General features: G+C 68.0%; 15 protein-coding genes. 11 read left to right on the top strand and 4 right to left on the bottom strand.

The genetic code is table 11. The features are described 5' to 3' along the window. The first annotated feature begins 87 nt into the window (after positions 1-87). The 11 genes from ACYVBS_RS02060 (at position 88) to ACYVBS_RS02010 (ending at position 8376) form a co-directional block, all read left to right on the top strand. Positions 88-1128 (top strand): isoaspartyl peptidase/L-asparaginase family protein, encoded by a 1041-nt coding sequence (locus ACYVBS_RS02060; protein ID WP_460821440.1) that lies wholly within the window; start codon positions 88-90, stop codon positions 1126-1128. Between the two features lie 97 nt (positions 1129-1225). Continuing rightward, entirely contained in the window at positions 1226-1606 is a 381-nt protein-coding gene (locus tag ACYVBS_RS02055; protein ID WP_460821439.1) for a diacylglycerol kinase, read from the top strand. A 33-nt stretch (positions 1607-1639) separates the two neighbouring features. Beyond that, positions 1640-2374 (top strand): TerC family protein, encoded by a 735-nt coding sequence (locus tag ACYVBS_RS02050; RefSeq protein ID WP_460821438.1) that lies wholly within the window; start codon positions 1640-1642, stop codon positions 2372-2374. 159 nt (positions 2375-2533) lie between these two features. Beyond that, positions 2534-3172, top strand: a complete 639-nt coding sequence (locus ACYVBS_RS02045) for a LemA family protein (RefSeq protein WP_460821437.1) — start codon at positions 2534-2536, stop codon at positions 3170-3172. A gap of 111 nt (positions 3173-3283) precedes the next feature. After that, positions 3284-4171, top strand: a complete 888-nt coding sequence (locus tag ACYVBS_RS02040; protein WP_460821614.1) for a TPM domain-containing protein — start codon at positions 3284-3286, stop codon at positions 4169-4171. 13 nt (positions 4172-4184) lie between these two features. Continuing rightward, positions 4185-4673, top strand: coding sequence for a TPM domain-containing protein (locus ACYVBS_RS02035; protein ID WP_460821436.1), 489 nt, complete (start codon positions 4185-4187; stop codon positions 4671-4673). A gap of 93 nt (positions 4674-4766) precedes the next feature. Next, on the top strand, positions 4767-5624 hold the full coding sequence (lgt, locus tag ACYVBS_RS02030) for a prolipoprotein diacylglyceryl transferase (RefSeq protein ID WP_460821435.1): 858 nt from the start codon (positions 4767-4769) through the stop codon (positions 5622-5624). A gap of 3 nt (positions 5625-5627) precedes the next feature. Then, positions 5628-6422 carry a thymidylate synthase gene (locus ACYVBS_RS02025; protein ID WP_460821434.1) on the top strand — a complete coding sequence of 265 codons (795 nt, stop codon included), beginning with the start codon at positions 5628-5630 and terminating at the stop codon, positions 6420-6422. A gap of 2 nt (positions 6423-6424) precedes the next feature. Then, positions 6425-6919, top strand: a complete 495-nt coding sequence (locus ACYVBS_RS02020; RefSeq protein ID WP_460821613.1) for a dihydrofolate reductase — start codon at positions 6425-6427, stop codon at positions 6917-6919. A gap of 204 nt (positions 6920-7123) precedes the next feature. Beyond that, the gene (locus ACYVBS_RS02015; protein WP_460821433.1) at positions 7124-7471 is read left to right on the top strand and encodes a PadR family transcriptional regulator; all 348 of its coding nucleotides are present in this window, start codon (positions 7124-7126) and stop codon (positions 7469-7471) included. Beyond that, a complete protein-coding gene (locus ACYVBS_RS02010) occupies positions 7468-8376 on the top strand; it encodes a hypothetical protein (RefSeq protein WP_460821431.1) in 909 nt (302 codons plus the stop codon). The genes ACYVBS_RS02015 and ACYVBS_RS02010 overlap by 4 nt, the downstream gene beginning before the upstream one ends. A 16-nt stretch (positions 8377-8392) precedes the next feature. Here ACYVBS_RS02010 and ACYVBS_RS02005 read toward each other — a convergent pair whose 3' ends face one another. The 4 genes from ACYVBS_RS02005 to pdxA form a co-directional block, all read right to left on the bottom strand. After that, a complete protein-coding gene (locus ACYVBS_RS02005; protein WP_460821429.1) occupies positions 8393-9397 on the bottom strand; it encodes a symmetrical bis(5'-nucleosyl)-tetraphosphatase in 1005 nt (334 codons plus the stop codon). Positions 9398-9407: 10 nt separating this feature from the next. Beyond that, positions 9408-9791 (bottom strand): Co2+/Mg2+ efflux protein ApaG, encoded by a 384-nt coding sequence (gene apaG, locus ACYVBS_RS02000; RefSeq protein WP_460821428.1) that lies wholly within the window; start codon positions 9789-9791, stop codon positions 9408-9410. 47 nt (positions 9792-9838) lie between these two features. Further along, complete coding sequence (rsmA, locus tag ACYVBS_RS01995; protein ID WP_460821427.1) at positions 9839-10714, bottom strand: 16S rRNA (adenine(1518)-N(6)/adenine(1519)-N(6))-dimethyltransferase RsmA; 876 nt, start codon at positions 10712-10714, stop codon at positions 9839-9841. 193 nt (positions 10715-10907) lie between these two features. Beyond that, positions 10908-11879, bottom strand: a complete 972-nt coding sequence (gene pdxA / locus ACYVBS_RS01990) for a 4-hydroxythreonine-4-phosphate dehydrogenase PdxA (protein WP_460821426.1) — start codon at positions 11877-11879, stop codon at positions 10908-10910. Between the last annotated feature and the right edge of the window lies 1 nt (position 11880).

Genomic DNA, 11880 nt, shown 5'->3' with positions numbered 1-11880 from the left:
CCGGAGTGTGGAAGAAGGGCGACGGTGCCAGTCCCGGCGCCGTGAAACCGGGTAAAGTCGGGGCAGTTTCCGCCTCGGGCCGACCCCATGCGCCTGCTGATCACCCTTGCCCTGACCCTTGCCGCCGTGACCGCCCAAGCCGCCGAGCCCACCCCCGCCGCAGCGCCGCCCAAGACGGCCCTGGTGATCCATGGTGGCGCGGGTTTTGTGCCGAAGGGTTCGCTCACAGCGGCCGACCTCAAGGACATCCACGCCACCCTGAACCAGGCGCTGGACGCCGGCAACAAGGTGTTGACCAGCGGCGGCACGGCCCTCGATGCGGTGGAAGCCGCGGTCCGCGTCCTGGAGGAATCGCCGCGCTTCAATGCCGGCAAGGGCGCGGTTTTCAACGCGGTTGGTGGCCACGAACTGGACGCCGCAATCATGGAAGGCCACACCCGTCGCGCGGGGGCCGTGGCCGGCGTGACCACCGTACGCAGCCCCATCAAACTGGCCCGCGCCGTGATGGAGCACAGCCCGCACGTGATGATGGCCGGCGCGGGTGCCGAGGCGTTTGCAGACACCCGCCCCGAGATCGAGCGCGTGCCCAATACGTGGTTCGACACGGAGCACCGTCGGCGTGCCTTGGAGAAGGCGCAGCGCGAAGAGGCGGAGAAGGCGCGCAAGGGCCAGGATCCGCAGGCCTACCGGCCGCTGGAGGACGATGCGCCGAAGTATTTCGGCACCGTGGGCGCGGTCGCGCTGGACCGGAACGGCCACATCGCCGCGGCGACCAGCACCGGCGGCATGACCAACAAGCGCTATGGCCGTGTCGGCGACGCGCCGATCATCGGGGCCGGCACTTGGGCGGATGACCGCTGCGGCGTGTCCGGTACCGGCTGGGGCGAGTACTACATCCGTGCCGCGGTGGCGCACGACATCTGTGTGCGCGTGGCCTACCGCGGTGACAGCCTGCAGGCCGCGGCCGAGGAAGTGGTCAACCGCATCGTCCCGGCCATGGGCGGTGACGGCGGCGCCATTGCGCTGGATCGCGACGGCAACATCGCCATGCCGTTCAACAGCGGTTCCATGTTCCGCGGCTGGATCCGCCCCGACGGCAGCCGGGGCACCGCGGTCCACGAGGACTGAACCCGCACCGTCGTTCCAGCCGGCTCCGGGGGCGTCCGGCACGCCCTTGTGGCAAAATTGACGGCTTACGCCCCTTTGGCCCACGCCTCCAGACCCGATGGCTGACGAGTTCGGACACCTTCCCCGCCGCCCGGATCGCATCCTTAAGGCGGCCAAGTGGTCCATGCAGGGGCTGACCGCGGCCTGGTTGCACGAGTCGTCGTTCCGGCTCGAGGTGTACCTGTTCGTGGTCCTCGCGCCGCTGGCCCTCTGGCTGGGGCATACGCCGGTGGAGCAGGTGCTGCTGGTCGGTTCCATGCTGCTGGTGTTGAGCGTGGAATTGCTGAATTCGGCCGTGGAGGCCGTGATCGAACGCTACGGCGCCGAGTTCCACGAACTGGCGGGCCGCGCCAAGGACATGGGTTCGGCGGCGGTGTTCGTGGTGATGATGAACGTCCTGCTGACGTGGGGCCTGATACTGCTGCCGCGCCTGTTTTGATTTCCCGATTCTTGATTGGCTGGAATTTTCCTCGTGATTGAACTGCTTTCCGATCCGCAGACCTGGATCACCCTGATCACCCTGAGCGCGATCGAGATCGTGCTGGGTATCGACAACCTCGTCTTCATCTCCATCGCGGTCAGCAAGCTGCCGCCGCACCAGCGCGAGAAGGCCCGCAAGTTCGGCATCGCGGTGGCGTGCATCACCCGTGTCGCGCTGCTGCTGACCCTGGCTTGGCTGGCCGGGCTGACCAGTGACCTGTTCCGGCTGTTCGGCCAGGGCATCTCGGTGCGCGACCTGGTGCTGATCGTCGGCGGCCTGTTCCTGCTGGTGAAGGGCAGCATGGAGATCAAGGACCTGATCATCGGCGAGGACGAATCCGAGGACGTGCACACCAAGCCGCTGGCCTCGTTCGGGCTGGTGATCGCGCAGATCGCGGTGATCGACATCGTGTTCTCGCTGGACTCGGTCATCGCCGCGGTGGGCATGGCCAACCAGACCCCGGTGATGGTGGCGGCGATCCTGATGGCGGTGGCCGTCATGTTGCTGGCGGCCAAGCCGCTGGGCCACTTCATCGACAACAACCCGACCATCAAGATGCTGGCGCTGGCCTTCATCGTGCTGGTGGGCGCTTACCTGGTGGCCGATGGCTTCGAGATTCACATCGGCAAGGGCTACATCTACGGCGCGATGGGCTTCTCGGCCGCGGTCGAGGTGCTCAACCTGTGGGCCAAGCGCCGCGCGCAGCGCCGCCTGCTGCCGGAGTAACCCCGGCCCTGCGCCCGGCGGGCCAGTGTTCTGGCGCCGGGCGGGGCAGTATAAGAAGGGCTGGCCTCGGGCCAGCCCTTTTTTCGTGCGCCTGCCTTCATTGCACGCCAACGCCGGCGGTGCTGGAATGCGCTTCATTACCCTGAACGGAGTCGACCCATGCGCAGGATCCTCATGGCCCTGGCCGTCTTGTCGCTGACCTTCATGCTCAGCGGCTGTGGCTATAACACCATCCAGCAGAAGGACGAGGCAGTGAAAGCCGCCTGGTCGCAGGTGCTCAATGTCTACAAGCGCCGCGCCGATCTGGTGCCCAATCTGGTGGCCACGGTAAAGGGTTACGCCTCGCACGAGGCGCAGGTGCTGACCCAGGTGACCGAGGCGCGCGCCAAGGTGGGCAGCATCAACGTCAATGCCGACGACCCGGCATCGCTGGCGCAGTTCCAGCAGGCCCAGGGCGAGCTGCAGAGCGCCATCGGCCGCCTGCTGGTGGTCAGCGAGAACTATCCGCAGCTCAAGGCCGACCAGAACTTCCTGCAGCTGCAGGCGCAGCTGGAAGGCACCGAGAACCGCATCACCGTGGAGCGCCAGCGCTACATCGAGACGGTGCAGGACTACAACACTTACATCCGCTCGTTCCCGCAGAACCTGGTCGCGATGATGTTCGGCTACAAGGTCAAGCCCAACTTCACCGTTGAGAACGAGGCGCAGATTCAGGAAGCGCCCAAGGTGGATTTCGGCCAGCCGGTGCCGCAGCAGCAACAGCCGCAGCCGGCCCAGGCGGCGCCGGCCAACGGCTGATTGGCGCGGCGGATGCGAGGATCCATGGCTGGCCGGAAGTTGCGCTACCGGACGCAGGGTCAGGCGGCGCCCCCCGTGGTGCGCGGGCACGACTGGCGCGGCATTGCGCTGATGCTGCTGCTCGCGCTGTTGATGCCGTTGGTGGCGACGGCGCAGTCATTGGCGGCAATTCCGCCGCTGGACTCGCCGGTGGTGGACACCACCGGCACCCTCGATCCCGCCACCCGGCAAGCGCTTGAGGCCCAGGCCCGCGCGCTGCAACAACGCAAGGGCAGTCAGCTGCAGGTGCTGGTGGTGCCCACCACCCAGCCCGAGGACATCGCCCAATACGCGGTGCGGGCATTTGACCAATGGAAACTGGGTCGCGAGAAGGTGGACGACGGTGTATTGCTGGTGGTGGCCAAGGATGACCGCCGCGTGCGCATCGAAGTGGGCTACGGCCTGGAAGGTGCGATTCCCGATGCGACCTCGGCACGGGTGATCCAGGAGTATCTGGTACCGAAATTCCGCGCCGGAGACTACGCCGGGGGCATCACCGATGCGACTGGCGTGCTGGTGAAACTCATTGATGGCGAGCCGCTGCCGGCGCCGATGGCCGATGCGCGGCAGGATGGCGGCAATGGCAATGGCGGTGGCGACTGGATCTTCGCCCTGTTCGTGGCCTTCATCGCGGCCCAGGTCGTGCGTGCGCTGTTCGGTCGCGCGCCCCGCTTCGTGCGCGGCGTGGTCGGTGCGGGTGCCGCCGGCGGCGTGGCGTGGCTCATTTCGTCGCTGGTACTGGTCGGTGGCATCGGCGCGTTGGTCGGCTTCTTCATGGGACTGGCGAGTGCGCCCACCGGGCGCTACGCCCGCGACAGCGGCTGGGGCGGGTTTGGCGGCGGCGGCTGGGGCGGCGGTGGGGGTGGCTGGGGCGGCGGCGGCTTCGGTGGAGGTGGCGGCGGTGGCTGGTCCGGTGGCGGCGGCATGAGCGGGGGCGGTGGCGCCTCCGGCAGCTGGTGAGCGGGGGCGAATGATGCGAGTACTCAGACACCTGTTCGCGCCGTCGGCCAAGCGGCTGTTCCCGGAGGACGCGCTGCAGCGGATCGCCGCCCTGATTGCCGCCAGCGAAGCGCGGCACACCGGTGAGATCTGCTTTGCCGTGGAGCCCAACCTGCAGCCGCGCGCGGTGCTGGCGGGGCAGACGGCGCACCACCGTGCCCGCGAGGTGTTCGCGCGGCTGGGGGTGTGGGACACCCGGGCCAACAACGGCGTGCTGCTGTACCTGCTGCTGGCCGATCACCGCATCGAGATCATTGCCGACCGCGGCTTTGACGGCAGGGTCAGCGCCGAGCAGTGGCGCGGCGTGTGCCAGTTGATGGAGGAGCGGCTGCGTGCCGGCGAACCCGAACTGGCCGTGGCGCAGGCCGTGGCCGCCCTGTCCGACCTCATCGCCGCGCATTTTCCGCGTGTGGAGGGCGAGGTCGACCACGACGAGTTGCCCAACCTGCCCCGGCTGCTTTGAAGCGGATCGCCGCGGCTACCCAGTGAATGCCTCCACGCATCTCCCGGGTGGGCTCGGGCACAATAGGGCGCATTGCCCCTCGCGCGAGTGCCCATGATCCTCCTGCACGATATCGACCCCATCGCCTTCGGCTTCGGTCCGCTGCAGGTGCACTGGTACGGGATCATGTACCTGCTGGGCTTCGGCCTGGCGTGGTGGTTGGGCAACCGGCGGGTGCGCGCCGGTCGCCTCCCCGGAGTCAACGAGCAGGCCTATGGCGACCTGCTGTTCTACGCCATGTTGGGCGTGGTGCTGGGCGGGCGCATTGGCTATGTCCTCTTCTACGCGTTCGGCGACCTGCTGAAAGACCCGCTGATGCTGTTCCGCATCTGGGAAGGCGGCATGAGCTTCCACGGCGGGCTGATCGGCGTGGTGGCGGCCTGCTGGTGGTGGTCGCGCCGGCACCGCCTGCACCTGTTCGATACCGTGGATTTCATCGCGCCGCTGGTGCCGCCCGGACTGGGTTTCGGTCGCCTGGGCAACTACATCGGCGGCGAGTTGTTCGGCAAGACGACCGAGGCCGGTTGGGGTGTGGTGTTTCCCCATGCGCCGGAATTCGCGGGTTGGAGCGCGGACCAGATCAAGGCCGAATTCGCCACCGGCGCACTGGACAAGTTCGCCCGCCATCCATCGCAGCTCTACCAGGCCGCGCTGGAGGGGTTGGTGATGTTCGCCGTGCTGTGGTGGTTCTCAAGTCGGCCGCGCCCACGATACGCGGTGTCGGGGATGTTCGCGCTGCTGTATGGCTGCTTCCGCTTCCTGGTGGAGTTCGTGCGCGTGCCCGACCAGCAGATCGGTTACCTGGCCTTCGACTGGCTGACCATGGGTCAGGTGCTGAGCCTGCCGCTGATCGCGCTGGGACTGTTCTGGCTGTGGCTGTCGCGCCGCTCGCCGACGGTGGCAGGGGCGTAATCCATGCACCAATACCTCGACTTGCTGCGCCACGTCCTCGACCATGGCGCCGAGAAGTCCGACCGCACCGGCACCGGCACGCGCAGCGTGTTCGGCTGGCAGATGCGCTTTGACCTCAACGAAGGCTTCCCGCTGGTCACCACCAAGAAGCTGCATTTGCGGTCGATCGTGCACGAGTTGCTGTGGTTCCTGAAGGGCGAGACGAACATTGCCTACCTGAAGGACAACAAGGTCAGCATCTGGGACGAGTGGGCCGACGCCGATGGCGAGCTTGGCCCCGTGTACGGCAAGCAGTGGCGTCGCTGGGCCGGCCCGGACGGGCAGGAGATCGACCAGATCCGCTGGGTGATCGAGGAGATCAAGCGCAACCCCGACTCGCGCCGGCTGATCGTGTCGGCATGGAACGTGGCCGACCTGCCGCAGATGGCGCTGATGCCGTGCCACGCGTTCTTCCAGTTCTACGTGGTGGACGGCAAGCTCAGCTGCCAGCTCTACCAGCGCAGTGGCGACATCTTCCTCGGCGTGCCGTTCAACATCGCCAGCTATGCGCTGCTGACCCACATGGTGGCGCAGGTGTGCGGGCTGGGCGTGGGCGACTTCGTGCATACGCTGGGCGACGCGCACCTCTATGCCAACCACTACGAGCAGGCGCGCGAGCAACTGGCGCGCACGCCGCGTGCCTTGCCGCGACTCAAGCTTAATCCCGAGGTGAAAGACATCCTGGACTTCACCTGGGATGACATCGCCATCGAAGGGTACGACCCGCACCCCGCCATCAAGGCGCCGGTGGCGGTGTGAGCGTGGCGCTGGTGCTGATCGCGGCGCTGGACCGCGCGCACGGCATTGGCCGCGGCAACACATTGCCGTGGCGCCTGCCCGACGACCTCAAGCGCTTCAAGGCGCTGACCCTTGGCAAGCCAGTGCTGATGGGGCGCAAGACCGCCGAGTCGTTGGGTCGCGCGCTGCCGGGGCGGCTCAACCTGGTGCTGACACGCGGTGACACGGTGCCCTTTGAGGGCATGCAGTCAGTGGCCTCGTTGGAGGAGGCGCGCTTCATCGCGGAGTTGGAAGGCGTGGAGGAACTGTGCGTGATCGGCGGAGGCGAGGTGTACGCGCTGTGCCTGCCGCACGCCACGCGCATGCATTTGACCCATGTCGATACCGTGGTGGACGGGGCGGACGCGTTCTTCCCCCGCTTCGATCCGGCCGAGTGGCACATCGTCGCGCGAGAGGTGCACGCGGCCGACGCCAAGCATGCACACGCGTTCGAGTTTGTCGATTACGCGCGGGAATAGCTCCGACTCAACTCTCCCTGAGCGATGACACCCGGGGGCCGGGAGAGGCCTTCTGGGGCTTCGCCGCGTCCTCACATCAGCAAAACCACGTGCGCGCTTGCCCGGCGCTGGCGACGGGCTGCTTTGGGTCGCCATGGCGCCGTACTGTGCTTGACACAGTAAGGAGGCCCCCGGTACTGTGTGAAAAACAGTGCAAGGTGACGCATGGTGGTTAGAGGCGCTGGCGGCAAGGAAGGCAATCCGGCCGAACTCCGGCGCGGGGTGCTGGTGCTGGCCGTGCTTTCCCAGCTGATGCAACCGCAGTACGGCTATTCCCTGCGGCAAGCGCTGGCCGAGCGCGGCATGGCGATCGAGGAGGGCACCCTCTACCCGTTGCTGCGCCGTCTGGAAGCGCAGGGCGTTCTCGCCTCCGAGTGGCGGATCGAGGATGGTCCGCCGCGCCGCTATTACCGCTTGAATGACGCCGGCGAGGCGCTGCTCGCCGAACTTGCCGCTTCGTGGTCTGCCCTCGTGACGACCATGTCCGGCCTACTGGAAGGGAGCGAACGATGAGCGCCAACGACGTGCTCGAAGCGTATGTGGGTGATGTCGTCCGCCGTCTGCCCCGAAGGGAGCGCGACGAGGTCGGCGCCGAGCTGCATGGCCTGTTGACCGAGATGCTGGCCGACCGCGCCCGCGAGGCGGGCGGCGAGGCCGACGACGTGCTGGTGCTGGCACTGCTCCGCGATTTCGGTACGCCTGCCGATGTGGCCTCACGCTATCGCACGCCGGGCATCGTGATCATTCCGGAGGAGCAGACGCGCGCCTTTGCGTGGACGGCGCTGCTCGGCGTCGGGCTGCAATGGGCACTGACCCTGCCGCAGGTGTTTGCCGGCCAGCCATTGGCCCAGTGGTGGTTCCGCGGGGGCCTCGGCGCACTCTGGTGGCCCGGCTTCATGGTGATGATGGCACTGCTGGTGGCGTGGCTGCGTTCGAAGGGACTGTTCAAGCCCGTCTGGCGTCCGCGTGTGGTCGACCCCGACCGGGTCGAGCGCCTGCCGGCGATTTCGGGACTGATTGCCATCGCGGCGGGGATCACGTTCATGGTCGGCCTGCCTTGGCTGGCGCCGACCATGCCTGATCCGCTGCCGCAGGTGTTCGCGTTCGACCCGACGTTCCTGCGTCAGCGGGCGCCGTTTGTCCTGCCGCTCTGGTTGGGCGACTTCGCAATGCGACTGACGGTGTTGTCACGGGGGCGCTGGTCGCGCGCCACGCGTCGTCTTGATGTGGCAACGAGTGTGGCGTTCGTTGCACTGCTGGGGTGGTGGATCGGTGCCGGGCCCATTTTTCAGGCCGCACTCACGGACGAGGGCGCCAAGGGTGCACTGCTGCTGGTGATTGGCCTCATCCTGCTCGACCTTGCGGTGCGGATGTTTCGCCGTCGGCCACCGCTGCGCGCACCCGAGCGCGCAGCCTGATCATCCCAGGCGCGGGTCAGTCCCCGCGCCCCGGTTCGATAATGGGGTCCCGTCGCGGCCGCTCCTGCGGCCCCCGCGGGCGACCATTGCGCTGGTCGCCGCGGCGTCCGTTGCGCCGTTCCTGGTTGCCGGGCCGGGGCGGTTGGCGTGGGTCGCGTTGACCCGGATGGTACGGCGGTCGCGGCCGCGGCGGTGTCGCCGGCACATCGCGGCCCGGCACCTGCACGACGCGCAGTTCCTCGGTGTCCAACTGCAGCGCGGTGAGCTTGCCACCCCACACCGCGCCGGTATCGATGGCATGCACGCCATGGCCGATGAACAGCCCCAGCGTGGACCAGTGGCCACACACGATCTTCAGGTCGCGCTCCACGCGCCCCGGCACCGAGTACCACGGGTACAGGCCCACCGGCTGCGTGCCCGGTGCCCCCTTGTCCTCGAAGCTGATCCGACCGCGCGGCGAGCAGTAACGCAGTCGCGTGCAGATGTTGATGATCGCCCGGTAGCGGTCCATGCCCGCCAGCTTCGGGTGCCACGCGGGCTTGTCGCCGTACATGTTCTTCAGCAGGCGCTGGAACTGCGGACCCTGCAGTTTTTCCTCGACCTCGCGCGCGTAGCGTTCGGCCTGTTCGGTGGTCCACTGCGGCGAAAGGCCGGCATGCACCATCATCCAGCCCAGCTTGCGGTCCACGTGCACCAGCTTCTGCGTGCGCAGCCAGCCCAGCAGTTCGCGGTTGTCTTCGGCAAGCACGATGCGTTGCAGGTCGGGGTTGACCTTGCGCTGTTCCTCTTCGCGGCGCTCGCCAATGGCGAGCAGCGACAGGTCGTGGTTGCCCAGCACCACCACGCTGCTGGCGCGCAGCGAGTGCACCAGCCGCAGGGTCTCCAGCGACTGCCCGCCGCGGTTGACTAGGTCCCCGCAGAACCACAGCGTGTCCTGGGCAGGGTCGAAGTTGATGCGTTCGAGCAGGCGTTGGGTGGCGTCGTAGCAGCCCTGCAGGTCGCCGATGGCCCAGGTGGTCATGGCGGCGACCTCAGTGCAGCGTGCGCGGCACGGTCAGGGTGAAGGCGGGGATGGGCGCGTCAAAGCGCGTGCCATCGTCGGCCAGGAGGTGGTAGCTGCCGCGCATGGTGCCCAACTCGGTTTCCAGCACCGCGCCGGAGGTGTACTCGAAGTCTTCGCCGGGGCGCAGCCGCGGCTGCTCGCCTACGACGCCTTCGCCCTCGACCTCCTGCACCTTGCCGTTGGCGTCGGTGATGATCCAGTGGCGGGCCAGCAGGCGCGCGGGCACCTTGCCGCTGTTGCGGATATGGATGGTGTAGGCGAAGACGTAGCGGTCCTGCTCCGGTTCCGACTGTTCGTCGAGGTAACGGGCGATGACGTCGATGTCCAGCGCGTAGTCGATGGAGCGTTCCATCATCACAGTGTAAGCAATGTGCCGTGAAACGTGCGCATTCGTGACGCTTATGCCGCCGCTTCGCGTTCGGCCAGCAGGTTGGCCAGGCGCACGAAGTCGGCCACCGGCAACTGTTCGGCCCGCGCATCGGGACGCACGCCGGCGGCTTCGATGGCTGCGCTGTCGCACACCTGCGACAGGGCGTTGCGCAGCGTCTTTCGGCGCTGGCCAAAGGCGTCGCGCACCACGCGGGCGAACAGCGCGTGGTCGCGGATGCCGATGGTCTCCGGCGCGCGCGGCACCAGCTTCACCACCGCCGAATCCACCTTCGGTGGCGGGCGGAACGCGCCCGGCGGCACGTCGAACAGCGCCGTGACGTGGCAGTAGGCCTGCAACATCACACTGAGGCGACCGTAGACCTTGCTGCTCGGTTCGGCCGCCATGCGGTCCACCACTTCCTTCTGCAGCATGAACACCATGTCGCGGATCGCCGCGGCGTGCTCAAGCGCATGGAACAGGATGGGCGAGGACAGGTTGTAGGGCAGGTTGCCGACCAGGCGGATGCGCGGATCGGCATGGTGGCCTTCGTCCTGCGCCAGCGCGGTGAAGTCCACCTCCAGCACGTCGCGGTGGATGACCCGCAGCGTGCCGTGGGCGTGTGCGGCCTCGGTCAGCGGGAAGATCAGGTCGCGGTCGAACTCGATCACGGTCAGGCGACCGTGGCGGTCCAGCAGCGGGAAGGTGATCGCGCCTTGGCCCGGGCCGATCTCCACCAGGCGATCGTCGTCCTTCGGGTTCACCGCTTGCACGATCATGCCGATGATGTTGCGGTCGACCAGGAAGTGCTGGCCGAGGCTCTTCTTGGCCGGCTCGGTGAAGCCCTTGCCGGCGCCGGTCGCGTCGTGGCGCCGTGGGGCGTGATGGGGATGGCGGGAGCCGCTCATGTAGGCATCCATTGTCGGGGCGGCGGGCCGCCGCCGGTCTTGGCGGGGAAGGTCGCCATGATACGCGGCGCGGCCGTGGGGGGTTGAATCCGAGGTCAGGCCGCGCCCGGCCTGCGACGGCGCAGGATCGTCGCCGAGCTGGCGCAATGGGCCGTGGGTAGGGCGCGGGACTGCCGTGGAGGCCGTGTGGCGCTCAACCCCGGCGTCGGGCGATGGACGCGCAGGTGTTGGCTGCGGCGAACAGACTGGACGGATCGGCGCGGCCCGTGCCGGCAAGGTCGAAAGCCGTGCCATGGTCCACCGCCACGCGCGGGTAGGGCAGGCCCAGGGTCAGGTTCACCGCGCGCTCGAAGCCGCTGTACTTGAGTACCGGCAAGCCCTGGTCGTGGTACATGGCCAGCACCGCGTCGAAGCCGCGCAGCTTGTTGGGCAGGAACGCCGTATCCGCCGGCAACGGCCCGACCAGCCGCAGGCCCTCGCCGCGGAGCGCGGCCATCACCGGCTCGATGACCTGAATCTCCTCGTGGCCGAGGTGCCCCGATTCGCCTGCGTGCGGATTGAGCCCCAGCACGGCGATGACGGGGGCGTCCAATCCGAAATCGCGCCGCATGGCGGCATGGGTGATGCGCAGCACGCGTTCCAGCAGCGCTGGCGTGATCGCGTCGGCCACCTCACGCAAGGGCAGGTGCGTGGTCGCCAGCGCGACGCGCACGATGTCGTTGGCCAGCATCATCACGACATCGCAGCCCGCCTGCTCGGCCAAGAGTTCGGTGGTGCCCGTGTAGGGGATGCCGCCGTCGTTGATGGTGGCCTTGTTGACCGGTCCGGTGACCACGCCATCGAACGCGCCGCGCAGGCAGCCCTCGGCAGCGGCGCGCAGGGCGCCGATCACGGCCGGTGCGTTGCGCGGATCGGGTTGGCCGAAGGCGACAGGTGCCGCGTTGGGAATCTCGACCAATGCCAGCGTGCCGGCCTCGGTGCCTGCCTGGTCGGGCGGCAACAACCGCAGGGGCAGTTGCAGCAGGTCTGCGGCGGCGCGCAGCGTGGCGGCGTCGCCAAATACGGTCAGCGTGAAGTCGCGCGGCTGTTGCGCCAGCCGCACGCACAACTCCGGCCCGACGCCGGCCGGTTCTCCCGGGACCAGCGCGAGCCGGGGCGTGGCCATG

This window comes from Lysobacter olei, assembly GCF_054777355.1.
This window is presented reverse-complemented; position numbering and strand designations above follow the sequence as displayed.